The organism is Bacillus sp. FSL R5-0659 (genome assembly GCF_038008785.1).
GTDB classification, from domain to species: Bacteria; Bacillota; Bacilli; order Bacillales; family Bacillaceae; genus Bacillus; species Bacillus safensis.
Genome location: NZ_JBBOZU010000001.1, coordinates 2307085 through 2333995 on the forward strand (window position 1 = coordinate 2307085; position 26911 = coordinate 2333995).

Annotated in this window: 30 protein-coding genes and 1 other annotated feature; of the genes, 4 read left to right on the forward strand and 26 right to left on the reverse strand. The window is 41.7% G+C overall.

Annotation, left to right across the window (positions count from 1 at the left end):
* Window positions 1-21 precede the first annotated feature (21 nt).
* From NSQ72_RS11840 to NSQ72_RS11850, 3 genes are all read right to left on the reverse strand, one after another.
* On the reverse strand, window positions 22-795 hold the full coding sequence (locus NSQ72_RS11840) for a class I SAM-dependent methyltransferase (protein WP_341084110.1): 774 nt from the start codon (window positions 793-795) through the stop codon (window positions 22-24).
* Between the two features lie 86 nt (window positions 796-881).
* Complete coding sequence (fdhA, locus tag NSQ72_RS11845; protein ID WP_024423097.1) at window positions 882-2096, reverse strand: formaldehyde dehydrogenase, glutathione-independent; 1215 nt, start codon at window positions 2094-2096, stop codon at window positions 882-884.
* A 413-nt stretch (window positions 2097-2509) separates the two neighbouring features.
* The gene (locus tag NSQ72_RS11850; protein ID WP_341085030.1) at window positions 2510-3112 is read right to left on the reverse strand and encodes a class I SAM-dependent methyltransferase; all 603 of its coding nucleotides are present in this window, start codon (window positions 3110-3112) and stop codon (window positions 2510-2512) included.
* Window positions 3113-3379: 267 nt separating this feature from the next.
* Here NSQ72_RS11850 and NSQ72_RS19335 point away from each other — a divergent pair, with 267 nt between their 5' ends.
* Complete coding sequence (locus NSQ72_RS19335; protein ID WP_008342643.1) at window positions 3380-3505, forward strand: YjcZ family sporulation protein; 126 nt, start codon at window positions 3380-3382, stop codon at window positions 3503-3505.
* A gap of 43 nt (window positions 3506-3548) precedes the next feature.
* Here NSQ72_RS19335 and NSQ72_RS11860 read toward each other — a convergent pair whose 3' ends face one another.
* From NSQ72_RS11860 to NSQ72_RS11890, 7 genes are all read right to left on the reverse strand, one after another.
* Window positions 3549-3710, reverse strand: coding sequence for a hypothetical protein (locus tag NSQ72_RS11860; RefSeq protein WP_155267112.1), 162 nt, complete (start codon window positions 3708-3710; stop codon window positions 3549-3551).
* 160 nt (window positions 3711-3870) lie between these two features.
* Entirely contained in the window at window positions 3871-4005 is a 135-nt protein-coding gene (locus tag NSQ72_RS11865) for a YrzI family small protein (RefSeq protein ID WP_064497892.1), read from the reverse strand.
* 451 nt (window positions 4006-4456) lie between these two features.
* Entirely contained in the window at window positions 4457-4687 is a 231-nt protein-coding gene (locus NSQ72_RS11870) for a YrhC family protein (protein ID WP_034279976.1), read from the reverse strand.
* 72 nt (window positions 4688-4759) lie between these two features.
* Window positions 4760-5908 carry a bifunctional cystathionine gamma-lyase/homocysteine desulfhydrase gene (locus NSQ72_RS11875; RefSeq protein ID WP_039180222.1) on the reverse strand — a complete coding sequence of 383 codons (1149 nt, stop codon included), beginning with the start codon at window positions 5906-5908 and terminating at the stop codon, window positions 4760-4762.
* A gap of 1 nt (window position 5909) precedes the next feature.
* Entirely contained in the window at window positions 5910-6833 is a 924-nt protein-coding gene (locus NSQ72_RS11880; protein ID WP_144490360.1) for a PLP-dependent cysteine synthase family protein, read from the reverse strand.
* Between the two features lie 46 nt (window positions 6834-6879).
* On the reverse strand, window positions 6880-7575 hold the full coding sequence (gene mtnN / locus NSQ72_RS11885; protein WP_024423101.1) for a 5'-methylthioadenosine/S-adenosylhomocysteine nucleosidase: 696 nt from the start codon (window positions 7573-7575) through the stop codon (window positions 6880-6882).
* Between the two features lie 15 nt (window positions 7576-7590).
* Window positions 7591-8232, reverse strand: a complete 642-nt coding sequence (locus NSQ72_RS11890; protein ID WP_059374690.1) for a class I SAM-dependent DNA methyltransferase — start codon at window positions 8230-8232, stop codon at window positions 7591-7593.
* Between the two features lie 186 nt (window positions 8233-8418).
* Between NSQ72_RS11890 and NSQ72_RS11895 the strand changes: the two genes are divergently transcribed.
* On the forward strand, window positions 8419-8622 hold the full coding sequence (locus tag NSQ72_RS11895; RefSeq protein WP_024423103.1) for a YrzA family protein: 204 nt from the start codon (window positions 8419-8421) through the stop codon (window positions 8620-8622).
* 39 nt (window positions 8623-8661) lie between these two features.
* Here the strand turns inward: NSQ72_RS11895 and NSQ72_RS11900 are convergent, their stop codons facing one another.
* The 3 genes from NSQ72_RS11900 to greA form a co-directional block, all read right to left on the reverse strand.
* Window positions 8662-9327 (reverse strand): YrrS family protein, encoded by a 666-nt coding sequence (locus NSQ72_RS11900; RefSeq protein ID WP_106025820.1) that lies wholly within the window; start codon window positions 9325-9327, stop codon window positions 8662-8664.
* A gap of 67 nt (window positions 9328-9394) precedes the next feature.
* Window positions 9395-11137, reverse strand: coding sequence for a peptidoglycan D,D-transpeptidase FtsI family protein (locus tag NSQ72_RS11905; protein ID WP_106025819.1), 1743 nt, complete (start codon window positions 11135-11137; stop codon window positions 9395-9397).
* A 50-nt stretch (window positions 11138-11187) separates the two neighbouring features.
* Entirely contained in the window at window positions 11188-11661 is a 474-nt protein-coding gene (gene greA, locus NSQ72_RS11910) for a transcription elongation factor GreA (RefSeq protein ID WP_047202506.1), read from the reverse strand.
* A gap of 624 nt (window positions 11662-12285) precedes the next feature.
* Here greA and NSQ72_RS11915 point away from each other — a divergent pair.
* Complete coding sequence (locus NSQ72_RS11915) at window positions 12286-12636, forward strand: Ig-like domain-containing protein (RefSeq protein WP_341084115.1); 351 nt, start codon at window positions 12286-12288, stop codon at window positions 12634-12636.
* A gap of 52 nt (window positions 12637-12688) precedes the next feature.
* Here the strand turns inward: NSQ72_RS11915 and udk are convergent, their stop codons facing one another.
* The 13 genes from udk to NSQ72_RS11980 all read right to left on the reverse strand — a co-directional run bounded on the left by udk (window position 12689) and on the right by NSQ72_RS11980 (window position 25940).
* Window positions 12689-13321, reverse strand: a complete 633-nt coding sequence (udk, locus tag NSQ72_RS11920) for a uridine kinase (RefSeq protein WP_024423106.1) — start codon at window positions 13319-13321, stop codon at window positions 12689-12691.
* Between the two features lie 7 nt (window positions 13322-13328).
* Window positions 13329-14597 (reverse strand): peptidase U32 family protein, encoded by a 1269-nt coding sequence (locus tag NSQ72_RS11925; protein ID WP_034661487.1) that lies wholly within the window; start codon window positions 14595-14597, stop codon window positions 13329-13331.
* Between the two features lie 20 nt (window positions 14598-14617).
* The gene (locus NSQ72_RS11930; RefSeq protein ID WP_339207961.1) at window positions 14618-15547 is read right to left on the reverse strand and encodes a peptidase U32 family protein; all 930 of its coding nucleotides are present in this window, start codon (window positions 15545-15547) and stop codon (window positions 14618-14620) included.
* Window positions 15544-16209: an O-methyltransferase gene (locus NSQ72_RS11935; protein ID WP_039180249.1), complete on the reverse strand. Its 666-nt coding sequence runs from the start codon at window positions 16207-16209 to the stop codon at window positions 15544-15546. The genes NSQ72_RS11930 and NSQ72_RS11935 overlap by 4 nt, the downstream gene beginning before the upstream one ends.
* A 211-nt stretch (window positions 16210-16420) precedes the next feature.
* The gene (gene mltG / locus NSQ72_RS11940) at window positions 16421-17503 is read right to left on the reverse strand and encodes an endolytic transglycosylase MltG (protein WP_341084116.1); all 1083 of its coding nucleotides are present in this window, start codon (window positions 17501-17503) and stop codon (window positions 16421-16423) included.
* A 73-nt stretch (window positions 17504-17576) separates the two neighbouring features.
* Window positions 17577-18665 (reverse strand): acetyl-CoA C-acyltransferase, encoded by a 1089-nt coding sequence (locus NSQ72_RS11945; RefSeq protein WP_247544495.1) that lies wholly within the window; start codon window positions 18663-18665, stop codon window positions 17577-17579.
* Complete coding sequence (locus tag NSQ72_RS11950; protein ID WP_341084118.1) at window positions 18653-20116, reverse strand: acyl-CoA synthetase; 1464 nt, start codon at window positions 20114-20116, stop codon at window positions 18653-18655. The genes NSQ72_RS11945 and NSQ72_RS11950 overlap by 13 nt, the downstream gene beginning before the upstream one ends.
* The gene (locus NSQ72_RS11955; protein WP_039180258.1) at window positions 20113-20679 is read right to left on the reverse strand and encodes a biotin transporter BioY; all 567 of its coding nucleotides are present in this window, start codon (window positions 20677-20679) and stop codon (window positions 20113-20115) included. The genes NSQ72_RS11950 and NSQ72_RS11955 overlap by 4 nt, the downstream gene beginning before the upstream one ends.
* 154 nt (window positions 20680-20833) lie before the next feature.
* A complete protein-coding gene (locus NSQ72_RS11960) occupies window positions 20834-21115 on the reverse strand; it encodes a DUF1292 domain-containing protein (protein WP_024423112.1) in 282 nt (93 codons plus the stop codon).
* Window positions 21116-21130: 15 nt separating this feature from the next.
* Window positions 21131-21547, reverse strand: coding sequence for a Holliday junction resolvase RuvX (ruvX, locus tag NSQ72_RS11965; RefSeq protein WP_034279935.1), 417 nt, complete (start codon window positions 21545-21547; stop codon window positions 21131-21133).
* A gap of 3 nt (window positions 21548-21550) precedes the next feature.
* Window positions 21551-21817 carry an IreB family regulatory phosphoprotein gene (locus NSQ72_RS11970; protein ID WP_008358522.1) on the reverse strand — a complete coding sequence of 89 codons (267 nt, stop codon included), beginning with the start codon at window positions 21815-21817 and terminating at the stop codon, window positions 21551-21553.
* Between the two features lie 89 nt (window positions 21818-21906).
* Window positions 21907-24543 carry an alanine--tRNA ligase gene (gene alaS / locus NSQ72_RS11975; protein ID WP_059374675.1) on the reverse strand — a complete coding sequence of 879 codons (2637 nt, stop codon included), beginning with the start codon at window positions 24541-24543 and terminating at the stop codon, window positions 21907-21909.
* An 80-nt stretch (window positions 24544-24623) separates the two neighbouring features.
* Window positions 24624-24831: a binding site (T-box leader), on the reverse strand.
* Between the two features lie 44 nt (window positions 24832-24875).
* Window positions 24876-25940 carry an AI-2E family transporter gene (locus NSQ72_RS11980; protein WP_059374674.1) on the reverse strand — a complete coding sequence of 355 codons (1065 nt, stop codon included), beginning with the start codon at window positions 25938-25940 and terminating at the stop codon, window positions 24876-24878.
* A gap of 230 nt (window positions 25941-26170) precedes the next feature.
* Here NSQ72_RS11980 and NSQ72_RS11985 point away from each other — a divergent pair, with 230 nt between their 5' ends.
* Complete coding sequence (locus NSQ72_RS11985; RefSeq protein WP_024423116.1) at window positions 26171-26899, forward strand: amino acid ABC transporter ATP-binding protein; 729 nt, start codon at window positions 26171-26173, stop codon at window positions 26897-26899.
* The last annotated feature ends 12 nt before the right edge of the window (window positions 26900-26911 follow it).

Sequence of the window (26911 nt, forward strand, 5' to 3'; positions counted from 1 at the left end):
ACTGGTTTGAATGATTTACTTTTATCCTTTCCTGAAAAGAGCAACCCAGTCATCTACCTCTATTGATTCTATTTGATCCTCTGTCATTTTCAATCTATAATATTGCTTTATTTTTTCGTTAGCATCTAACAAATATTTTGTAACGATCTCTTCTTCCTTTAAAGTTTTCGTTGTTCGCTTGACCCATTCTTGAAAAGGGTAACGTTTTTTTCGTTCCATTGATTTTACTTCTTTTATTCCCTCTTTTAAAAACAATTCCCGCCATTGTTCTGTAGATAGACAGGAGACATGACTTGGGTCTCTCAATCGTTCTAGCTCATTGATAAATAGTGCAAGCTCTTCATCATTTGGCGAAACATTATCAATAAAGAAAAACAGACCATTTGACTTTAATACACGAGATGCCTCTTTGGCAAACTGTTCAGGGTGCGGGAAATGGTGTGCTGCAATTCGGCATGTGACCATATCAAATGTGCCATCTAAAAAAGGAAGGCTTTCTGCATCCGCTACTACATAAAAAATTTGTGGATACGCTTTTAAATGAAGTGATGTATGAGAAAGCATTTCTTTCGTTAAATCCGTCGCAAACACTTGTTTCACATATGGTGCCAGTGTTTTTGCGGTATGCCCTCCACCAGTTGCTATATCAAGAACGATCCAGCTTTCTTCTGGAGCTGCCCATTCAACAATGAGATCTAGGTCTGCTCCCTTTGCATGAGTTTGACTCGTCACATACTTTTCTGCATTTCTCCCAAATTGTTCTATAACTCTTCTTTTGGCTTGATCTGTATTCATCTGATTCCTCCCCTTTGAAATAGATTGGATTTTCCACAATAAAGAGCCGTCCCATTTTATTGAGCGGCTCCTTTCATGTTAAAAGTTTATCGAGAAAGCATCCCGTGCGGGTCAATCACAAATTTCTTCGCCACACCCGAATCAAAGTCACTATATCCTTTAGGAGCTTGATCAAGGTCAATGACGGTCGCATTGACGGCTTTGGCGATCTGTGCTCTTCCGCTTAAAATGGATTTCATTAGACTGCGATGATATTGCATAACAGGGGTTTGACCTGTCACAAAGGTATGAGCTTTCGCCCAGCCAAGTCCAATTCGCACTTTCAGAGAACCGACTTTTGCATCGGCATCCACTGCTCCTGGATCTTCTGTGACGTAAAGCCCTGGAATTCCAAGCTTGCCGCCAACTTTGGTAATATCCATAATTGTATTTAAAACGGTCGCTGGTGCTTCTCCCTGATCTCCATGACCCGACGCTTCAAAGCCGACACAATCGACAGCACAATCGACTTCTGGCTCCCCTAAAATATTCGTAATTTGTTCGCCGATTCGATCATGTTTTCGTAAATTGATCGTCTCACAGCCGAAACTTCTTGCCTGCTCCAGTCTTTGCTCATTCAGATCTCCAACAATCACAGCAGATGCGCCAAGAAGCTGAGCCGAATGGGCTGCTGCAAGACCTACTGGGCCAGCACCTGCAATATATACGGTCGAACCAGGCTTTACTCCTGCCGTATAAGCACCATGAAAACCTGTCGGGAAAATATCGGAAAGCATTGTGAGATCAAGGATTTTTTCCATCGCTTGATCTTTGTCTGGAAATTTGAGCAGCTGAAAATCTGCATATGGAACCATGACATACTCGGATTGACCGCCAACCCATCCGCCCATATCTACATATCCATAGGCAGAGCCTGGACGGTCCGGGTTTACATTTAAGCACACATGGGTCTTTTGTTCCTTACACATGACGCAGCGTCCGCATGCAATATTAAACGGAACGGACACAAGATCTCCTTTTTGAATAAATTCCACATCTCGCCCAACTTCAACGACTTCACCTGTAATTTCATGACCAAGGACAAGTCCTTCAGGTGCAGTCGTACGCCCTCTTACCATGTGCTGATCACTTCCGCAAATATTCGTCGTCACTACTTTTAAAATGACGCCATGCTCACATTTGCGCCCCACATTGGCTTTAGGTACACCCGGGCCATCTTTTAAGACCAAATCAGGGTATCCAATATCCTCAACTGCTACTTTTCCTGCTCCTTTATAAACGACACCTTTGTTTCCCGACATGATTTCATTCCTCCCTTTTGTTTAAAAATGAAGTCTCTACAATTTTCTCTATTTCTTAAGCAATTTCCTTCTTCAAACCGCACATTATGTGAAAAAGAAGGGGGTACATGTCTACGTGAGAAAGAAAAATGTGTCTTCCAATGAAATAAAAAAGAAAATATTGAAAAAAAAGCTAAACTTTTGCAGAACGGTGTCGATATAAGAAATAAGCCAGACAGGTATCCTTAATCGACAAACAAATTCCTTATATATACTATCATTCCTTACACACCTGGCTGGCGCCTACCTTACATACAAAAGGCTCTTCTGATGAAGAGCCTTTATTTATTTTTACATTCAATTGCAGAAAAAGAGGCTCCTCTGACGAAGAGCCTCTTTTTGAGTGCTTGTTCATTACCTGGGAAATATTTTCATCATTTTAAAGCTTTGATACAGATGTATGTATCATAGTGATAAACCGAGACTTCTCTAAAGTGATATGCTGAAAACAGACGGCTGATCTCTTGTTCACTGTACGATGAAAAAGATGTTGACCGTTTTTGTTCCTTTATCAGCTCCTGCTTTTGAAAAGATAAAAATACTTCACCATCCACTTGAAGGACGCGGTACACTTCCTTCATAACTTGCTCAATATCCTTCAAGTAATAGATCGTCTGCACCGTAAATAATTTATTGAATGATCTGTCTTCAAAAGGTAATTGCTCAGCCTTACCAAGCGTAATAACGGCTTTGTCCTGTTCCGCAAGCTTCTTATGTTTTCTTATTGCATATTTAATCATATGACGAGAGGCATCTACTCCATATACTTTTCCGCGGTCAAGTTTTTCTGCTACCTTTGATAAGGTGATGCCTCTTCCAGTCCCAATTTCTAAAATTCGGTCATTTTCTTGTATATTTAAGAGTTGAAGCGTCCATTCATTGATATTATGATGATTTTTTTCCATATAGCGGGCAACCCATTTTGAGAACAAGCCTTTTGGTTCTCTCATTTGTTTTCCAATCCAGCTTTGAATCAATGTTAACACCTGCTTTTCACCAGTAAATATAACTATTTACAAATTTTCTTACTTTTCATATCGGCTCTCACCTAACAAAAATTAAGACCTAGTCCTAATTTATTTGTCCTTTATAAGACGCTCCTTTTCAGAAAATGTTTCGCAGAAAGTGAAAATTTTTTGACCTGAATAGGCGTTTTCATTATTTGTGCTCAGATTGATTTCGTTTTCTGCATGAGCTGCATAATTTATAAATGTATCTTGATAAGATAAAGGTGGTGCTAGATTATGGGCTTTGGCGGTTATTCTGGAGGCTACTGCGGTGGCTACGGTGGCGGTTTTGCAGGCGGATTCGCATTGCTTGTTGTACTGTTCATTTTGTTGATCATCATTGGTGCAAGCTGGATTTGCTAACGTAAAAGGAGCAGGAAACCATGACGTTTCCTGCTCCTTTTCTTTAATACCAATAAGTCCGGTATTGATACATATAACGTCTGAGCATTTCCTCTTGCTCTCTTTGCATGCGGTATGGATTGCCATACCCGTGCTTTAAGGAATGCGGAATAGATGCATATCCGTGCCCCACAGACGGAAATCTCATATATGGTGACATCGACATTTATTGATCACCTCACAATCTCCTTTTACGGTTATCATATGTGCAGGTGATCAATGTGGAGCGTGTCTAAACCTGGTCCTTCTCCCTCGTATAACAATCAAGCATGGCAAGCATCATAAACATGTTAATCTCCTCCTTTTCACTTTTTTCATTTCCTGTTTTAGTTCATATACTTTAGTTGTTTCTGTTTCATTTCTTCATAAAATGTTTCGACTTCTTGTTCGTAAAGAACAGTTTCAATATCCTTGTATTTACGTTTGATCGTCAATGTAATAAAAAATAAATGGATTGTCATATACGCTCACCTCCCTTCAGTTCGCAGCACGCGAAATAGCCCGCAGATCTTCTTTATCAGTTGACCTGCGGGCACACAAAAATACAGCTCAAAAGACAGTGTCTTCCAACCTGCAATGGATGATACGTGTGAAATCCTCGTTTACTACTTAAACAGTTATAAAGCGTGCACCGTATAAGGCAAAGGAAGAACACGAACTCTTCCACAGGCTGATGACATGATGAAATTGTTGGTTGAATTGATCACAAGTAGATACGAATAACATATTCTTCAGCCTCCTTTACGTTTTTTTAATTACTTTGTAAGTATATCCAGCAAGCACCATTTTGTAAACCTGTTTTTAGTAATATAGATGATTTTTGTGTTTTTGACTAAATTTCTACAGTTATTCTTGTCCGATTGTCCAATACAATGAAAAAAGCCCCCTCAGGCACATGAGGAGACTTTCGAATTAATCTTCATCTAATTCTTGCAGTTTCTTTTGAAAGAAAATCGCACGTTTAACACAAACAAAAGCGGCTAATAAGAAAACACAATCTATTCCCATCATCAGCATTTTTGGAGATGCTTCGATGTGCTGGTTCGGTAAGATCGTACCAATATATAAAAAGGTGCTGACAGCAAGCAAAATAAAAGCGTACTGCTTGTAATCTGTCACTAAATCACTCCACTTTTTCTTCACTTGTTTCACCTTCCAGTTATCAATGTCTATTCATAGCTTAACATAGTGAGAGAAAGCGAGGAGCATGTAAATCTATCCATTCGCCAGCGCGCTTAGTCCTTGCTTGATATCATGTAGTAAATCATCAACATCTTCAATCCCAACGGAAATACGAATTAAACCATCTGTGATGCCAAGCTCCTCCCTGCGGTCTTTTGGAATGGACGCATGGGTCATCCGGGCAGGGACAGAAATTAAGCTTTCAACAGCTCCAAGGCTTTCTGCGATCGTAAACAGCTTTAGCTGGCTCAAAAATACATCAACATGTTCTTCTTTTCCAATATCAAAAGAGATCATTCCGCCGAAGCCAGATGCTTGCGTTTTCGCAAGTTCATGGCCAGGATGAGTACCGAGACCTGGATAATAAACACGTGTGACAGCTGGATGTTGCTTTAAAAACTCAGCGATTTTCTGTGCATTTTGTTGATGTGCTTCCATTCTTAGCCCAAGTGTTTTCATCCCTCTCATGAGAAGCCATGAATCCTGCGGTCCAAGAATTCCGCCTGTCGAGTTTTGAACAAAGTGCAGTTCTTCTCCAAGCTCTTTCGTCGCTGTGACGACAAGCCCGCCCACAACATCACTATGACCGCCTAAATATTTAGTCGCACTGTGCAGAACAATGTCCGCACCATATTCAATCGGCTTTTGGAAATACGGTGTGAAAAATGTATTATCGACAATCATCAAGATGTTGGCTTCCTTTGTCAATTCGCCGATCGCTTTTAGATCCGTCATTTTGAGTAAAGGATTGGTTGGTGATTCAATGTAAACGGCTTTTGTTTCAGGTAAAATGGCTTTTTTCACCGCTTCAGGATCACTTGTGTCAACAAAGGTTGCAGTAATGCCAATTCGGTTTAGCACCTTTGTGATGACGCGGTAGGTTCCGCCGTACACGTCATCTGTCAGGACAATATGATCCCCGCTGTTAAACAGCATCATCACCGCCGTAATGGCTGCCATTCCTGAACCAAATGCGTAGCCGTTTGCTCCTCCTTCAAGATCACGAATGACTGTTTCCAGTGCGGTTCTTGTTGGATTTGCTGTTCTGGAGTATTCATACCCCGTATGTTCGCCTGCTTTTGGCTGCTTATACGTGCTCACTTGGTAAATAGGTACAGACACGGCGCCTGTTCTTTCATCACCCGTTGTTCCGCTGTGAATCATCATTGTTTTTGGTTTCATTCTATTTTCCTCCCTCATAAATTCCTTTACTTAAATATCGCTCACTGCTGTCAGGAAAAATGGTGACAATGACTGTCCCAGGTGCTGCTTTCTTTGCTTCCTCTAAAGCGGCAAATAAAGCGGCACCAGAAGAGCTGCCGATGAGAACACCTTCTTTTTCAGCTGCTTCTTTCACCATTCGAAACGCATCATCATCACTGACAGTGTAAATCTCATCGAATAAAGCCTGCTCCATATAATCTGGGATAAATTCAAGACCAATTCCTTCCGTTCTATGCGGGCCCGGATCCCCACCATTTAAAATTGACCCTTCAGGCTCCACAACAACCGTTTTTAACGACGGATGCTGCTCTTTTAAATAGGCGGCACAACCTTGAAAAGTCCCGCCAGATCCTGCTCCTGCGACGAATACATCGATATTCTCTTTTAAGTCGGACCATAATTCCGGACCGAGCGTTCTGTAGTAAGTCAATGGATTTACTTGGTTTTTAAATTGTAAAACACAATAGGCATTGTCAAGGCTTGCCTCTAGTTCAAGGGCTCGATCAATCGCACCCTTCATGCCTTCATTTCTTGGCGTATGAATAATCTCTGCACCGAGCGCCTTCATCACCTGTTGTTTTTCTTGACTAAAATGTTCTGGTACACAAAAAATGGTCTGCAATTGATGCTTTCTTGCACTTAGGGCAAGCCCAATTCCTGTGTTTCCAGCAGTTGCTTCAATAATCGTTCCGCCTGGACGCAGTTTGCCAGATGCTAATGCTTCTCTGATGAGCATATCACCTAAACGATCTTTAATACTTCCACCTGGATTCATCATCTCAAGCTTTGCATACACCTCAACGCCTTCTGGGACGCCAATCCCTGACAGCTTTAAAAGCGGTGTGCGGCCAATTAATTCGGTAATATCCTTTATGACAGCCATATAATTCCCTTCCTTTGCATGGAAAAGAAGGGGGAAACCCCTTCTTTTATTGTGTTTGCTTTATCATACGCAAGACAAGGTCGGTTGAGTGAATCGCTGCTTGCTCAAGGAATTGATCAAAGGAGATATTGGATTCTTTCCCTGCAATATCTGATAGCGCACGAACGACAACAAATGGCGTACCAAAGAGCTGACAGACCTGTGCAACAGCTGCAGCTTCCATTTCCACCGCATATAGCTCTGGAAACTTCTCTCTTACAAACGCTACACGATCCGGATCATTCATAAATGAATCTCCTGTTGCAATCGTTCCTTTTGCCACTTGAATATGATCGATCTCTAAAGCAGATTCCTCTGCAAGCTTCACAAGCTTTTCATCCGCAATGAAAGCAGCTGGAAGTCCCGGCACTTGTCCATATTCGTAATCAAAGATGGTCACATCTACATCATGATGTCTCACATCAGTAGAGATGACAATATCACCTACATTTAATGAGTGATGGAAACCGCCAGCAGATCCTGTATTGATCACATAATCTGGCTGAAAGCGGTCAAGCAGTAATGTTGTGCTGACCGCTGCATTTACTTTTCCAATCCCTGATTTTAATAAAATCACTTCTTTATCTTCATAAACACCTGTTGTAAATTCACACCCAGCGATGTTTTCTTGTGTAGCATTCTTTAGTTGATCTCTTAAAATCGTCACTTCTTCTTCCATTGCACCTATAACTGCGATTTTCAAAACAAAAACATCCTTTCATTCCCTTTTCTTCGCTTCTACGATCCAAACAAAATCATTCATTTGATGAAAGGATGTGCTAAAACCTTCTTCTTCAAAGATTTCCTTTAGCACATCAATGGATGGATAATATTCCGTTTCTAAATCTTCTGCAAGCTGATCGAACCCTGCAGCTCTCGCTTTGTCGATTTCAGCTTGATGTGCTGCTTGATTTTGAAACATTGTATCAGCAAAGACTATTTTACCATCTGAGTGAAGGATGTTGCTATAGGTGTGAATGGCTTGTTTTTTTTCTTCATCCGTTAAATGGTGGAATGCATATGAGCTGACGATCGTATCCGGCTCAAAAGGCGGCGCTGGAAATGATAAAAAATCCCCATCATGAAGTATATTTGGTATTCCTTTTTGAAGAGCTGCTTTCTTCATAGCATCTGATGGTTCAACACCAAACACGTTTTTATCAGCTGCAAGCAGGAGCGCTGTTAGATTCCCCGTACCGCTTCCAAACTCAAGAACATATTGGCCTGAACGGCGGGTAATTTCTTTTAAAATAGCCGGATACCGGCGAAACACTTCTTTATACTGCTCGTCATGACCACTCACCGTGTCGTCATAAGAGTCAGCCCAATGATCAAATAAAGAAAGAAATTCACGTCCCATTTTCTTTCCCTCCACTTTATCTTTTTATTCCTATGCGTATAGTATGTTTTATTCCGTCGAACAGTTCCTATCCTACCACAACTTCTGTTTCTTTCCTACTAAAAAATACTGGGAGAGGTAGAAAAATATTTGCCCTTCTGAGGGAGAGAGATTAAGATGAATGAAGAGTATAGAGAGGTGAATCAAATGGATTTTCAGCTGGATTTTTTAAAGGATAAAATTGAATTTTTTGAAGCAACATCTTTAAAAGAACTTGAACAAAAGATCCAAAAACAAATTGAACATAATCAGGCGATTCTGCTGACCGTTCATTCTGTCAGTCATCAAACGACTGTGATCGATGAGCGGATTTTGTATACAGCAGTTGTTCATTTTAAAGCGAATGTCTAAACAAAAAAAGATAGCAAATATGCTATCTTTTTTTCGTGTTTATCTTAATTTTTCAACCTTCACAGGTTTCCAGCCTTTTTCATCTACCCACGTAATTTCCACGCGGTAGCGTTCACCTGTTGATTTATCACGGATGGTTCCTTTTGCATCTTGAGGACCTCCGTTATTTCCTAACCAAAGAACGGTCATTTGATCTTCTGAAATTCCTGTCGCATAGGACATCGCTTTGATCATTTCTTTCCAGTCTTTTGATTTAGAATCATAGGTCGCTGTATGTGAACCGGATTGCTCTGTTCCTACAGGCTCCCAGTCATCGTTTTCGTATGTTTTGTCTACGTCACTCGTTTTGCCACCGTCTGTTTCTTTGGCATCTTTTAACGCATCTTTATTAGGTTTTTCTTCATCATCTGTCTTCTTCGTATCGTCGTCTTGATCAGATGAATCATCTTTTTTTGCATCTGAATCATCGGATGTGTCTTTCTTTGGATCTTTCACATCTTCTTCTGAGTTTTGTTTATTTTCACTTGTTGCAGGTGCCGTTTTTGATGGTGCATCCGCTACATCTGGATCTTTCGGCTTATTAAAAATTAACAAACTCGATGCGACAACCAAAATAAGCACCACAACGATACCAATTAATATGTTAAGCACCATATTTGCCTTTCTGCGCTTATCACGATGTTCAAATCGAGAATTTCTACTCAAAATCTCTGCACTCCTTTGCCTCTGTTCCCTAAGTCGTTTCTATTCTAACATGACATGTAGGGATGTTCTATGTCTGTTTCTTTTCAATTTCATTGACCTTTTTTACAATATCATAAAACGCATCATTTGTCTTAGCCCGGCCACTTGTCTCGTCAAGGTGAACAACCACAAGGGCGTATTTTGGTTTTTCTACCGGAAAGTATCCAGCAAACCACTTATGATAAAGCGGATTCCCCTTTTTGTCTTGACCGCCGGTTTGGGCAGTACCTGATTTCCCCGCTACATCATATGGCAAATCTTGAAACCTTCTTCCGGTTCCCTTGTCAGAGGTCACCACCTGTCTTAAGAATTTTTGCAGCTTTTGAGCTGTATAGCGGTCTATGCTGCCCCCTTCAGGCCGTTTGTTTTGAAAGGACAGCATCGTTGTTCCGTTTTGATACAGCACTTTTTCTGCGATTTTCACTTCTTTTCGTTCTCCTCCTCTTGCGATCGCAGCCATCATATTCGCGATTTGCAGAGGAGTCGTTTTGACATTTTTTTGTCCTATTGCGGTTTGTGCAATGGCTTTTTTGACATGCTTGTCTCTTTTATCTCCCCACACACTGCCTGTTTCTTCACGATCAAACTGTTTGAAGTGCTGCTTATGATAGACATCCCCTTCCCAGCCAGCTCGATCTAATAGTCCAAGCTTTGCAGCCGTCTTTTCGATGATTTGATCATCTGTTTGAATGAGCCTTTCAGCAAGTGTCGCAAAGGTATAATTGCAGCTCTCTGAGAAACTGTCCGTCAGATTTAGCACTTCCTGTTTTCCTTCCGGCTCTCCATATAAATTCTTTCGACAGTCATACATGGTTTGTGGCTGGTCAAGGTTTTTTTCGATTGCTGCGGCAAGCACAGCCGTTTTAAAGACAGAGCCAGGTGCAATAGCTGTCAGCATGTAATTTCTTGCCTCATGCCGGTTTTTGCTTGTGACATTTGGGGTACTCGCCATCGCCAGCACACTGCTTTTTTCAATGTCGAGCAGAACGGCACCGCCTTTTTCAACGCCTTGTTCTTTGAGCACCTTTTCCATTTCAGCCTGCATGTCCTCATCTATTGTTGTCTGTACCTGAAGTGGATAAAAGGAATGAGCTTCTGCTGTATATTTGACGTCCATACCGAACAAAGGGTTTCCCCTTCCGTCCACATGATATAACAATTTTGTGTCTTGCTCGGGTAATAGAAATTCGTCAAAGGTGCTTTCCAGCCCAAATGTGCCGATTTCAGTACGAATGGAAAGCTCTTTTTTGTCAGGATAACGCTTTCTCAATAGTTCTGGATTCTCGCTTGTGAAACCTAATGTGTGGAGGGCAAGTCTTTTTTTGTCCTTCTCTTTCATATATACGCCGTACACACCTGAATATTTCATATCATTGATGTCTTTCAGCTTTTTTTTCGAAATGTCATCTTTTAAAATGAGCGGTTTTTTCGTTTCTGTTAACTGTTTTTTGAGTTCATTCTCTTCCATCTCAAGAATTGAGGCAGTTTGCTGCAAGCGCGGAAGATCATATTGCAGGAAAGGAAATAAGATAACCGCGGGCTGTTCTTTTGTAAGAAGTGCTTGGCCGTTTCGATCTAAAAACTCACCGCGTCCGTCTGAAATGACGACTTCTTCTGTTCGCTGTTTGACACTTTCTTGTATTAAATTGATATCAAGCTTTGAAAACGATTCTGTGAAGAACAGCTGAATTTCTGCCAGTCTCATCAGAAGACCGAGAAATAGCATAAAAATAATCGCACCTGTCCATTGAATTCTTCTTTTTTTGCGCATAAAAACACCTCGTCCCTATTGTGGACGAGGTGTTTACGTGATAAACGTGATTATGAAATTTTTACAATTTGGACGAACATTTCTCCGCCAGGTGTTTGAACGGTTACTTTGTCGTCTACTTGTTTACCTAAAAGGCTTTTTGCAATCGGTGAATCGTTTGAAATCTTGCCTTCAAACGGATCAGCTTCTGCACTTCCCACAATGGTGTAAGACTCTTCTTCGCCGTCTGGTAATTCAACGAATGTCACCGTTTTACCAAGTGAAACAACATTTGAATTTCCTTCATCTTCGATAATTTTGGCATTACGAATCATATTATCAAGCGTTGTAATACGGCCTTCTACAAACGCCTGCTCTTCTTTAGCAGAATCATATTCCGAGTTTTCAGAGAGGTCTCCAAAACTTCTAGCTATTTTAATACGCTCTACAACCTCTTTACGTTTAACCGTTTTCAAATGTTCAAGCTCTTCTTCTAATTTACGCTTTCCTTCTTCTGTCATTGGAAATACTTTCTCTTGTGCCATGAATCATTCACTCCTTCTATTAATCCTCATCATACAAACTTTCTGCACGTGAGTGACGACTGAAATATACAAGAATGAGGACATGTTCAGGCCCTCATTCCTTCTGTCCCATATTCGTAAAAGTCCATCTTACATGGCGTCCCTTTTAGATGCAACTATTATGCCTTTTATTAGACAGGACCACTCCGCAGCGGTCTAAAATCGCACAAACTGTGGAAAGGCACAGGAAGCTCCTGTACCTCGTTCGGCCATTTCGATCATATGTAGAAGAATAGCTTACCCATTCTCCAACTTCCAATACATAATATGGTCAGTGTACGATATGTCTATGCTATATTATTACAAAATTGCATTTTGATCAAGAATTGTTTGAAAATTTGTGATGATTTGTTTGTCGTTTTTTTAATATACTTTTTCAACTTCATTCTTTCGCTATGTGGTAGTGATTTCTCCATCTCTTCTTTTCTTCATTGTTTTATTATCATATCAAACCCTCAAGATTCTTTCTGAGATTGATGCTTTCATAAATGTTCACATATAATTAACAAATATTAACAAGGAAATATTTGGTTTTTGTTGAATTCTATCAATGCAAGACCAAATACATGCTAGGGAGTGTTTTAAATGAACATGAAGAAAACAATTGTTTCTGTTCTATCCATCTCTACCTTATCTTTTTCACTAATGGGCATGGCTTCGGCCAAAGAAACAGCGGATTTCACAGTCAATAGCAGCTCGTCTGGATTTCAAACATTAGATGTGATTTCAATTCAAGATTACAGTATATCTTTAAGAGTTGGTGAGCCACCCTACTCGGTCTATGATGCTGCAGCTACACGTTATTGGACAGATAACCAGAGTGTAGCTTCTGTTAGTTCTAGTGGACAAGTGACCGCTCATTCACCTGGCAAAGCCACGATCACTCTTTATAAAGGTACGTCTGTCTTAGGACAAGTTTTCGTGACTGTTTATTAATAGGATGCTGAAAAGACCTTTACACTGTAAAGGTCTTTTTCTTCGCCACCATTTACTCTGCTCGGTTTTGAAGAATGGTTTGAATTTTTGTGACCATTAAGTCTATTGCCACATGGTTTTGGCCGCCTTCTGGGATGATGATATCGGCGTATCGCTTTGTCGGTTCAATGAATTGATTATGCATCGGTCTGACAACAGATACATATTGTTCAATCACAGAATCGATCGACCGGCCTCTTTCCTTCGTATCGCGTAAAATGCGGCGGATGATGCGAAGGTCTGCATCTGTATCGACATACAGTTTAATATCCATTAAGTCTCTCAAACGTTCGTCTTCTAGTGCAAAAATGCCTTCAACGATAATGACATCCTTCGGCTCAACATGAACCGTTTCTTCTGAACGTGTGTTTAGTTTAAAATCATATATTGGTTTTTCAATGGATTCGTACCTTAGGAGCTGTTCCAAATGCTCAAACATCAGGTCATTGTCGAATGCAAGCGGATGATCATAGTTCGTGAGCAGGCGCTCTTCAAATGGCATATGACTTTGATTTTTGTAATATAAATCTTGCTGAAGCATGAGGATGGAATGTCCTTTAAATTTTTCATAGATTGAATTGGTGACGCTCGTTTTACCTGAACCCGAGCCGCCAGCAATACCAATGACAACTGGTTTACTCCTCATGTGGCTGTTATTTCCCCTTTCTCATCATGTTGCTAGGGTATACTTTTTGATCAAGCTTGAATTTGACGATTTGCAGCGGATGACGAGCGGCATCTAGTTCATTTCCTTTTTCATCCCAAATCGTCTCAATTTTGCATGTGAAATTCTCAATTTCTGGTCCGAAGAATTCGACTTCGTCGCCAGCTTTAAAGAAGTTACGCTGCTGCAATGTCACGATTTGTTCTTTTTCATCATAATGAAGAACAAGACCTGCGAAATCAAATGTGGTTTTCTTTCCATGAATGCCAAACATTTGTTCATCTGTTCCTGGTACGCCTTCGAAAAAGGCTGGTGCTGTGTCACGGTTTGCACATTTATCTAATTCATCTAACCATTCCTGCTGAATGACAAAATTGTCTGGATCAGCACAATACGCATCAATGACTTTACGATACACACTGACAACAGTGGCAACATAATGAATGGATTTCATCCGTCCTTCGATTTTTAAGCTGTCAATTCCCATTTCGATCATTTGAGGAATGGATTCAACAAGCTTCAAATCTTTTGGACTCATCGCAAATGGTGCATCTTCTTCACCAAATAATGGTGCTTCCTCAGAACCTTCTAGTTTATAAAGATCATAATCCCAGCGGCAGGACTGGCAGCACCCTCCACGGTTAGAATCTCTTGCCGTCATATGGTTACTGAGCACGCAGCGGCCAGAGTATGCGATACACATCGCACCGTGAATGAATGTTTCGATTTCAATATCGACTTTTTCTTTCATTTCTCTAATTTCTAGCGCACTTGTTTCACGTGCAAGCACCACACGCTCAAGCCCTTCTTCCTTCCAAAATTGAACAGCTTTCCAATTTGAAAGAGATTGCTGTGTGCTTAAGTGGACTTCAAGCTTCGGTGCAACACGTTTACATGTTTCGATGATCAGTGGATCAGCTACGATAATGCCTGCTACTCCAGCACCTTCAATCCCTTGAAGGTATTCCTCCAGCCCATCCATGTTTTCATTGTGGGCGAAGATATTCGTTGTCACATAAATGCGTGCGCCATATTTGTTTGCAAATGCGACGCCTTCTGCCATTTCTTCAATTGAAAAGTTATCTGCATTTGAGCGAAGTCCAAATTCTTTCCCGCCAATAAAGACAGCGTCAGCTCCGTAATGTACAGCAATTTTCAGCTTTTCCAAGTTTCCTGCGGGTGCAAGCAGTTCTGGTTTTTTTGTAATGACACGTTTCCCATCAATCATTTCAGAAATACCATCTTTCAATAATGCCATTTCCTCTGCCTCCTCTTATCTTAATAAACCGTTTCTTTAAAGAAGAATCCTGTATCAATCGAACGATTCACTGGCTGAATCTCTTCAATCCGGTTCACCCAATCCTCTTTCTGATCTTCATACGCGTCTTTGTCAGTCGTTAGTAAATCAATTGCTTTTCTATAGAGTGATGTCACCTCTGTCATATAAGAAAGTGACTTTAAAATTCCGTCAATTTTAAATGAGTCAATGCCTGCGTCAACAAACTCTTCTAACTCGTCAATCATACACACATCATTTGGACTCATAATATGTGTCCCGTTTGCATCCTCGAAAATAGGGTATTTGTTTTGACGCTCTTGGTCATGCAGGAATAGCCCTTCCTCCATATGTCTGCCTTCGACGTCCATTTGTTTGCCCTGGTATTCAAAGTAGTTGCCGATGAGCGTACGTTTCGATTGAAACATACATGTCATGCCATGAACTTGAATTTCAATCTCCACCTCAGCATTTTCTTTGATGTCGATCACACTGTCCATGTTCAGCTCTTTAGCAAGAACAGCACGCGATGCGCCTTTTCTACCCCAATAGTTACAAGTGTAATAGTTGGTTCCAGTCGTTTCTGTACTCCAGTGAAGATTCAGGTTCACCCCTGTTTCCTTTGCTGCCATGATCACGGCTGGATCTCCGAAGACGACGCCGTCCACGCTTAATGAATCGAGAAAGGTTAAATAATCTCCAAGCAGCTGCACGCGGTCATTATGAAAAATCGCATTCATTGCTACATACACTTTTTTGTGATGGGCATGTGCAAGCTCAACCGTTTGTTTCACATCTTCTCTTGAAAACTCACCTGCAAGACGAATACCGTATGTTTGTTCGCCTATTAAGAATGCATCAGCTCCTGCCTCAATTAATGGCATGACGTCTGACACGCTGCTTGGCGTCACAAGCAATTCTGGTTTCTTCATGATTGGTCACCTCTTTTTGTACTAATGGCGATCCCGTCTCCAACTGGAATAATGCACGTTTGGAAATCAGGGTTTGACATGAGCCATTGATTGTATCGATCAATTTTTCCAATTAATTGTTTTTTTCGTTTATCTTCAATTTCTTCTTCATAATTCGTTGCCACTAAGCCTTTGAATAATACATTGTCTGTAATAATCATTCCGTCATGAGCTAGCATCGGTTCAAACAATTCAAAAAAACGCTTGTACTGCCCTTTTGCGGCATCAATAAAAATCACATCATAGGGCGCCATCGTTTGGACCGTTTTAGCCGATTCCATCGCATCACCAAAAAACACGTGTATTCTTTCTTTTAACTTTAATTCTTCAATGTTCCGTGTCGCTTCTTCATAGCGCTTTGCATTTCGCTCAATCGTATAAATCTCAGCATCTGGCAGAGCTGTTGCCATTCGAATAGCGGAATAGCCAATCGCTGTCCCAACCTCAAGAATTTTCTTCGGCTTTTTCATCGAAAGAAGCTGCAGTAAAAGCTCGATGCTCACCTTTTCCATAATTGGCACATGATGCTCTTTTGCATATATCTCTAATTGAGCGATTGCATCAGGACTTGGGTGAATTAAATGTTCAATATAATCATTTATTCGATCATCTTCGATAGTCATTATCTGTCTAGCTCCTTCATGACCTGAAAAAGAAGAGTCCTGCCTATTGCAGCTCTCTTTCTCGTCAATCTTTCGTTCATCTAAGTAAAAACAACCCGATATATTTTACCACAAAGGAGTGGTAATTGCGAACCTATAAAATGGATATTCCAACGAAAAAAACTGCAGGCAATCTCGTATTGTCTACAGTCTTTTTCGATTCACTTGTACGTTAATTGCTGCCTGTGATGTATCTCGCTTTTGCTTTATTATGCTCATTTAACGTTTTCGTAAATACGACTTCTCCATTTTTCTTCGCAAGGAAGTAAACGTAATCCGTTTTCTCTGGATGCAGTGCTGCTTTCCAAGAGGATTCACCAGCATTTGCAATAGGTCCAGGCGGCAGCCCTTTGTTGTTATACGTGTTATAAGGAGATTTCACTTTTAGGTCTTTGTAATACACGCGGGATTTATGCTCACCAAGTGCATAAAGAACGGTTGGATCAGTTTGAAGCGGCATGTCCTTTTTCAACCGGTTATAGAATACACTTGAGATTTTTGCCCGATCTGTCTTTTCTGTTGCTTCCATTTCAATGAGTGATGCCATCGTTAACACATCATGTATGGACATGTTTCTCTTTTTCATGTCTTTTTCATACGTTTTCACGTATTGATCTGTTTGTTTAATCATCGTTTCAATGATCGTTTCAAGTGATTCATCCTCACGATAAAATGGATACGTAGCAGGGAATAAGTAACCCTCTAACGGATGTTTCACCTGTTTCCCATTCACTTGTGATGTCACAGTTTTCGGATATTTTTTCATTAGTGTTTGAATAAAAGCAGGATCATCCAGCTTTGCTTCAACTTCCTTCGCTGAAAAATTCGTCTGATTTGCAATAATGGCTGCAATATCAGATAGCTGTCTTCCCTCTGGAATCACAAGCTGAAAGGCGTAATCAGTCCCGCCAGATGTCAGCTTTTTGATCAGCGTGTCTGCGTCCATTGTTTGTTTCAAATGAAAATAACCCGCTTTAAAGCCGGACGCATTTTTGTATTTTGCATAATACGTGAAAATCGTGTCATTCGAAATGAGCCCATTTTCTTTTAAAATGCCCGCAATTTCGCGCACAGATGTCCCATTTGGAATATGAATATTAATCGTTTGTTTACTTTTTTGATCGACCGGTCCAAGTGCTGATTTAACATATAAAAAGCCTGATAATGCTGCAATGATGATGACAGCAAGGACAGATAACAGGACGATCCCCATTTTTCTTTTGAAGAATGGTCGTTTCTTTTGTTCTGAAAACATGCATGGCCCTCCTCACATCTAGCTTTTATAGTACATGATTCGACGGAGTTCGGCAATTCCTTGCTCATGCATGTCATGACAAAACTTGCCACAAAACGGCTAAACCAACACCGCCACCGCTTCCAATAGCAGCCATGACATAGCTTCCATTCGGTAAGGTGTGCGCTTCATAAAATAATCTCACCATCATAGCAGCTCCTGACGCGCTGTATGGATGCCCAAGGCATAGTGCACCGCCTCTTCTATTGATCCGGTCATATGGTATCCCCAGCGTGCGGGCAATAAGTGCTGCTTTCAGCGCAAATGCTTCATTGATTTCAAAAAGCGCCACTTCCTCTGCCTTGATGTTCTCTTGATGTAAAAGTTTCTTGATCGCATCAATCGGTGAAGCAGCTGGAAAATGAGGATGTATCGCTGTCACAGCACTTCCGGCATACCGCAGCATCGCCTTACATCCACTTGCTTCCGCTAACGATCTTTCCATCACAGCGACAGCAGCTGCTCCGTCTGCTTCCTTACAGCTATTGGCGGCGGTCACAGTTCCTTTCCCCGGCAAAAATACAGGTTTTGCCCGCTTGATCAGCTTTGTCATCGGTCTTATTTTAGCAGCTGCTTGATCTATACTCAGCCCGTCAACCGAAACGATTTCTTCTGCATATGTACCATGTTTGAATGCCGCTAAACTTCTTTCCCAGCTTAAAAGGGCATAGTCATCTTGTTCTTTTCTTGTAACAGAAAATGCCGACGCGGTCAGCTCTGCTGCTTCTCCCATATGTGGATCTCCTATCCACTCCGGTGAAAAGCGGGCTCTTTCTTTCATTGGTGATCTGGAAATGCTCTCAGTCCCGCCAGCGATATACATCGAGCCCTCCCCCGATTGAACCATGATGCAAGCTGTTCGGATCGCTTCAAGACCAGAGGCACATTGCCTGTCAATCGTCATACCGGGAACGTGTAAAGGAAGCCCTGCTTCTAATGAGGACAGACGGGCCATATTTCCACCGCCTCCGACGACATTGCCTAATATGACGTCATCCGGTGTCATGTCCTGAGACAAATGCCGAATAAGGGGAGCGGCTAATTGCTCTGGGCGATAATCTTTCAGCATCCCATTTTTGTCACCGAAGGGTGTTCGTTTTGCTTGTACGATCACCGCTTGCATGACAATTGCTCCTCCGCCCACCTTTTCATGCTCACGCGGGCAATTTTTCCGCCGGATGTTTCAATCATTTGATCTATCATAAGCCATTTTTTTGGTACCTTGTAGGCCGCAAGCTTTTCTTTAACAGCTTGTCGAACCACCTTTATTTGCTGCACTTGCTCCAGTATGGCAACAGGGATTTCACCCCAATATGGGTCAGGAACGCCCACCACAATCGACCGCTTCACCTCTGGCTGTTCATTTAGCACACGCTCAATTTCCTCTGGGAAAATATTCAGACCTCCATAGACGATCATGCCATTCTCACGACCGCTCATATACAGATAACCGTCTTCATCCAGCCATCCCATATCGTAAACTGTCAGCCACTCCTGCGGCGGTTTCTCCTCATGTAAGTAACCTGAAAAAGTCATTGGGCTCTTTACATAAATCCTCCCTGTTTCATTTGGCTGACAGACAGATTGATCGGGCCGCCTTACTTCTACTTGAATGGAGGAGAAAGGCCGTCCAACAGAAGAAGGTTTTTGCAGAAAGTCATTTGAAGACAAATAAGAGACAAAACTTAACTCTGATGTGCCATAAAAATCAAAAAAAGTGATATGTGGATAGTTGGAGACGAGCTGTTCTTTTGACGAGATGCTCCAATCTGCTCCCGATGACATGACAAGAAGCGGATTGTCTTCTTTAAAAGCATCGATTTGCAGTAACGTTTCTGTCATTGTTGGGACAGTATACATCACGGTGATATCACCTGTCTCTAAGGCTTGCTTCGCTTTTCCCGGCACAAATTTTTCTAAAAGTGTCACTGTGCCGCCAAAGTATAATGTACTGATGGCACCATATAAAAAGTGAGAGGATAAGAGTGTACCTAATATAAGAGCATGATCTTGATGAATGATTCCAAATGAAGCAGCTGTCATTCGAAAGCTCTCGATCCATGATTGCTGACGTCTAATAAAGGCTTTCGGTGAGCCTGTTGAACCTGACGTAAATCCCATATAAAAGACAGGGTCCTTCTCGGTATCGCAGGTGTTATATGGTCTGTCTGTGAGAAAGCTCATTCTTTCCTTCCATTCAGATAAAGAAAGAATCGGCATGTCCACGCTTCCCTGTTCAAATCTTTTCATCAATCGATCCTCTATAATGGCGAGATCCGCCTCACTTAACAAGAGCTTTTCGACACATTCTTCATGACTCCATCTCGGATCAAGCGGAACGGCTGTCCACCCTGCACAAGCAGCGCCCGCAAATATTTGCAAAAAAGAAACACCATTTGATAATAAAAAAGCGATTCTTTTTTGCTGATGAGCCGTTCCTTGTAACCACTGTGCCGCTCTCTGCACACGTTCATACCAATCTTCATATGTAATGCTTTCTTGCTCATCTATGATGGCAATCTGATCTGGTTTCATTTCTGCATGTACTGCATAGCTTTCCGTTACTCTGTTCAAACTGCTCGCCTCCCTTTAGGCAAATCCCTTTTTCGATATGACATGGCCTGAATGATTTTGACCGTAAAGACAGCACACATTCCCGCTTTGATGAAATCACCTGGAAGATAAATCAGACTAAGAAAAGCGGCCTGTGAAACCTTAATATGCATCATCATGGCTTGAAAAGGAATACCGCACATATACAAAATCACAATACTGCAAACCGCATAGATCACAAAAAGACGCAGTGCGGTTACTTTTTTCAGCCGGTTCACCCATAAGCTGATCATGAAGGCAGCAACAGGATAAGCAAGAAGAAAACCACCGCTTGGACCAAAAAAGACCCCTATCCCGCCTCTCCCACCTGACAAAAGAGGTGCGCCTGCTGCCACAATCAAAAGAAAAAGACATAAACTAATCAATGCTTGTTTTGGCTTTAACAGCCCCCCAGCAAGCAAAAGACCTGCGGTTTGCAATGTAATCGGTACAGGTGTAAATGTCAGTAAAATCGGCGGGATCAAGCCTAACATCCCGATGACTGCTGTCATTAACGCTATTTGCATCATATCTTGAATTCTCAATATCCATGCCCCTCACTCAATTTATTGTTAAAAATAGAGTAAAAGGTACAGTTCATTATGTCAACATGAAATAAATCTAAGTTAACATAATGATCGTAAAAAAAGACCTGTGAAGAAAGATCAAGAAGATCTGTTCACAGGCCTTTTATTCGTTCTATTCTTCGTCTTCTTGATCTAAGAACGTGTTTAACGTTTCTTCAATCATGTCCCACTCTTCATCAGTTTCAATCGGCTCTAGCTCGCCATCTTCACCGTCTTCGTTCGGTGTGAAGCTTGATGCATGAATTTCAATTTCCTCATTGTCTTGCTCAGAAATTGGGTAGTAAAGAACATAAGATTTGTTAAAATGGTCGCTTTCAAAAGTAAATAGTACTTCGCAAAGCTGTTCATTTCCATTATCATCAACGATTGTAATTTGCTTTTCTCCGTGTTCCATTTGATTCACCTCATTTTAATTTAAGCTGTCTAAATATCCTTGCAGGATCATAACAGCCGCCATTTTATCAATGACTTTTTTACGCTTTTGTCTGCTCACATCTGCAGAGATGAGCATTTTTTCCGCTGCCATTGTTGACAGACGCTCGTCCCAAAGCACAACAGGAACATTGTACGTGTTTTCTAGCACTTTCGCAAATGATTGGCTGGCTTCGCCTCTAGGACCGACCGTGCCGTTCATATTTTTTGGAAAGCCAAGTACAATTTTATCCGCTCCATATTCTGCAACAATCTCAGACAGGCGGCTGAGACCAAAGTCTCCGCCTGCTTCATCAATTTTAATTGTTTCAATCCCTTGCGCTGTCCATCCCATTTCATCACTGATCGCAACACCAAGGGTTTTCGTGCCTAAATCTAAGCCTAAAATTCTCATGTTTTACGCCTCTTTATGTGTCTCTAAGTACGATTTAACCAATTCCTCAATTAATTCGTCTCGTTCTAGTTTACGAATTAGGTTGCGTGCATCCTGATGTCTTGGAATATAAGCAGGGTCGCCTGACAGCAAGTATCCGACAATTTGATTGATCGGGTTGTATCCTTTTTCTTGGAGTGCGTCATGAACTGTAATGAGCACTTCATTCACATTGGTTTCAGCTGAATCATCAGAGAAGTTAAACTTCATTGTCTTATCAAATGAACTCACTGCTTCTTGCACCTCTCTTCCAACATTCTACTAGCAAGCTTTTTTCTAACCGCTCATCTAATACCATTATTCTACACTACATCGCCTGATTATAAAACGGATTTGACAGATTCTTCGACAGATGCCAGTGCTTCTTCAAGTTTTTCTGGTTGTTTTCCGCCTGCTTGTGCCATATCTGGACGTCCGCCTCCGCCTCCGCCGCAGATTTCAGCTGCCTGCTTCACAAGCTTCCCTGCATGCAGACCTTTTTCGATCACGTCTTTTGTCACTCCTGCTGAAATGTTTACTTTTCCGTTTTGAACGGCTCCCAGGACGATGACAGCTGATCCTAATTTAGCTTTCAAGTCATCAACCATTGTTCTTAAATGGTTCATGTCTTTAGCATTTACTTTTTCAGTTAATACTTTTACTCCGCCAATTTCAGTCACTTTCTCTAAAATAGAGCCTGCTTCTGCTTGGCTTAATTTCGCAAGAAGAGATTCGTTTTCTCTTTGAACCTCTTTTAAATCCGCCTGTAATGAAGCGATTCGTTTTGGAACGTCCTTCGTATTTGACTTCAGCTCATTTGCTGCCTGTTCTAAAATCGCCAGCTGGTCATTTAATTCTTCATAGGCACCTTGACCAGTCACAGCTTCAATACGGCGTGTTCCAGCACCAATACCCGACTCAGACGCAATTTTAAACAAACCGATTTCCGCAGTGTTTTGCACGTGACAGCCGCCGCATAGCTCGATGCTGTAATCGCCGACTTGGACTACGCGGACAATATCGCCATACTTTTCGCCAAACAGCGCCATTGCGCCCATTTCTTTTGCTTCAGCAATTGGCTTCAGGTCAATCGCAACCGAAATGCCTTCCCAAATCTTTTCGTTCACGATTTTTTCAATTTGAGACAATTCTTCTTTCGTCACTTGTCCAAAGTGAGAGAAATCAAAACGAAGTCTGTTTTCATTCACCAATGACCCTGCTTGGTTCACGTGGCTGCCTAATACATCTTTTAGCGCCTGATGCAGAAGGTGTGTCGCTGTATGGTTTTTCACAATACCTTTTCGAAGAGCTGATTCCACTTCTGCAGTGACTTCGAGACCTTTTTGAGCCGTACCGCTTACGACGACTCCTTCATGGACATGCTGACCGTTTGGCGCTTTTTTCACATCTTTGATCTCAATGATGGCTTCTGCACTTTTTAGTGTCCCTTTATCCGCTACTTGTCCGCCGCTTTCCGCATAGAATGGAGTTTCATCTAACAAGATTTGCACCGTGTCTCCTTCATGTGCTTCCGAGACAATTTCACCATTTTGAAGCAATTCAATGATACGGGCATCTGCTGTTAGATTTTCATAGCCAACGAAGGTGCTTTCTACTTTAATATCGCCTAGAGCGCCCCCTTGAACCTGCATACTGCCGACATCTTGTCTCGCATTTCTTGCTCGTTCACGCTGCTTCTCCATTTCCGCTTGGAAGCCTTCTCGATCAACTGTCATGTTCTCATCTTCTGCGTATTCTTCTGTTAGCTCGACAGGGAATCCATACGTATCATACAGCTTAAATACATCTTCACCTGAAATTTTTGAGCTGCCTTTGTCTCTTTCTTTTTTGATCACTTCTGACAAAATGGCTAACCCTTCGTTCAGTGTTTCGTGGAAACGTTCTTCTTCGTTTTTGATGACTTTCGCAATAAATTCTTCTTTTGCTTGTACATCTGGGTAGAAGTCTTTCATGATTTCAGCAACAACTGGCACTAAATCATACATAAACGGACGGTGGATATGGATCGTTTTTGCATAACGCACAGCACGGCGCAGCAAACGTCTTAATACATATCCGCGGCCTTCATTGGAAGGAAGCGCTCCGTCACTTACAGCAAAGGCAACTGTCCGGATGTGGTCAGCAATCACTTTGAATGCTGTATCCTTTTCCTTTGTTTCGCCATAGCTTTCTCCAGAGATCGTTTCGACTGCGCGAATAATTGGCATGAATAGGTCTGTATCGAAGTTCGTCGGCACATTTTGAATGACAGATACCATTCGTTCAAGACCCATACCTGTATCAATGTTTTTCTTCGGCAGTGGTGTGTATGATCCATCTGGATTATGGTTGAATTCAGAGAACACGAGATTCCATACTTCTAAATAACGCTCGTTTTCCCCGCCTGGATATAATTCTGGATCGTTCATGTCGTGACCGTATGATTCACCGCGGTCATAGAAAATTTCTGTATTCGGTCCGCTTGGGCCCTCGCCTATATCCCAGAAGTTGCCTTCCAGACGGATAATACGTTCTTCAGGCACACCAATTTTATCTCTCCAAAGGATATACGCTTCTTCGTCCTCTGGGTGGACTGTCACAGATAACAAATTCGGATCAAAGCCAATCCACTCGTCACTTGTGAGGAATTCCCACGCCCATTCAATGGCCTCTTCTTTAAAGTAGTCACCAATAGAGAAGTTGCCAAGCATTTCAAAGAACGTGTGATGGCGTGCTGTCTTCCCTACATTTTCAATATCATTCGTACGAATCGATTTTTGCGCGTTGCAAATACGCGGATTTTCAGGTACGACGCGACCATCAAAGTATTTCTTTAATGTTGCCACACCACTGTTGATCCATAAAAGTGTCGGATCGTCATGCGGTACAAGAGACGCACTCGGTTCTACAGCATGTCCTTTTTCTTTAAAGAAGTCTAAAAACATTTGACGTACTTGAGCTGAAGTTAAAGTTTTCATTCAAAAATCCTCCCTTATCATTCATCAATCTCCACACAAACGAAAAAACATCCCGCCCTATGCAAGCACAAAACGACTTACACAGGGACGAGATGTTCTCGCGGTACCACCCTGATTATAGACAAATTCGTCTATCACCTTCACATCCGATAACGCCGGAAGAGAGCGGCAGTGTTTATCTGCACTCGGGACTAGCTTCCGTTAAAGGTCTGATAAGGCTTTTCTCAGCAAATAAAGCCTCTCTCTGCAACAGCTTTTTAACGTACTCGGGTCCGTCATTGAATTTCAATATGTATGAATCGAAATTATTATAGACAACTCGGCTCGTCTTGTCAATGAACGCTTCGTCTCATCAGGATATATTGCACAATGATCACCCTGATAATTGCAGCTGCTGGTACGGCTAAAATCATCCCAATTAAGCCAAACAGCTCTCCTCCTGCAAGCAAGACAAGCATAATGACGACAGGATGCATATGAAGACTTCGCCCTACAATGATTGGGCTGAGGACATTACTCTCTAAAAATTGCAGCACCGCTACTGTGATTAGTACAATGATGACCGATTTCACCGAGATGGTAAACGCAATAAAGATGGCAGGAACTGCGCCAATAATCGGTCCAAAATAAGGAATCACGTTCGTTGCCCCTATCAGCATCCCAAGAACAAGCGGATACGGGATATGAAAAAGCCAGAGCACAATGGCTGCTGCACCCCCGATTAAAGAACAAACAAGCAGCTGCCCTCGAATATAATCACCAAGCGATTCATCCACTGCTTTGACAAAAGCTTTTCCCCTCTTTCTAAATGATGGCGGCGTTAAATACCATGCCGCCCGCTTCATCGTGTTCATATCCTTCACCATATAAAAAACAAGAAAAGGAATGAGTGCTGCGACTAATGCGTAATCAAATAAAACCTTACAGCTAAGAATCATCCGCTCAGCACTATTGGCTGCATATGTCTCCAATTGAACAATGAAGCGGTCCAAGCGGTCGTGAAGTCCGTCAGGCCAGTGGCTCGTATGACGATGAATATGTGATAAAGCGCCATTATAAGTTTCGGCGAGGACAGGAATTTGTTCTGACAGCTCATTTAACTGTGCGATCATCACAGGCGCTCCTTTATAAACCGCAAACCCAATCCCGCCAAAAAACAGGACATAGATGAGTAAGAGACTGACTGTTCTCGGCAGCCCTCGTGCATGAAGTCTTTCCACAATCGGATAAAGCAGATAAGAAATAAAAATGGCGATGAGAAGCGGAATGAGAACCGCCTTCAGCAATAAAAAAACAGGCATCCATAACTCGTCGAGCTGAAGTAAAATCAGCAAGGATGCAAGGACAAGCAAGATCCCTGCAGCATATATCAGAAATTGGATCGGACGTTTCTTCACCTTTTTCACCTCTTTTCTTATTGTTTAACCATCTTCTGCAATTATCCACGTAAATAAAATTTGTCCTAACTTTGTTAAAAATGAATACACATGAATCATACAGCTCCATCCAAAGTCACTATTTGCTGTAAAATCTCGTCAGAAAATATTCCATCATTTACTTCTTTTTACACAAGTTGTGCTAGAATCCACTTTAGCTTTAGCCAATGAAACACAAGAGGAGGTTCTTCATGATCACATTCGAAGAAGTCAACAAGCATTATGGCCAGTTCCATGTACTTAAGGACATTAACCTACATATTCAAAAAGGGGAGGTTGTTGTGATCATCGGTCCTTCAGGATCTGGTAAAAGCACGATGCTCAGGTGTATCAATCGTCTTGAAAGCATTGATGCGGGAAAAGTTCTCGTCAACCAAGTGTCTGTTCAGCATCCGAAGACCAACATCAATCTTGTCAGGCAAAATATCGGAATGGTCTTTCAGCATTTTCACCTCTATCCGCATAAGACGGTGCTTGAAAACATTATGCTTGCGCCGATGAAGGTCAAAAAAGTGAGCAAGGAAGAAGCAAAGGAAACAGCTGAATTTTATTTAAATAAAGTCGGCATTCCTGAAAAAGCAGACACCTACCCTTCACGACTCTCAGGCGGACAGCAGCAGCGCGTTGCCATTGCAAGAGGGCTTGCGATGAAACCAGAGGTGATGCTTTTTGACGAACCGACATCTGCACTTGATCCAGAGATGATCGGCGAGGTATTAGATGTGATGAAGCAGCTGGCCCGTGAAGGCATGACCATGGTTGTTGTCACGCATGAGATGGGCTTTGCCCGTGAAGTGGCCGACCGCATTGTCTTTATTGATGAGGGCAGAATTCTTGAAGAATCAACACCGGCTGCATTTTATGAAAAACCGCAAGAGAAACGTGCTCAATTATTTTTAAGCCGTATTTTAAATCACTAGGGGGAATGGTTT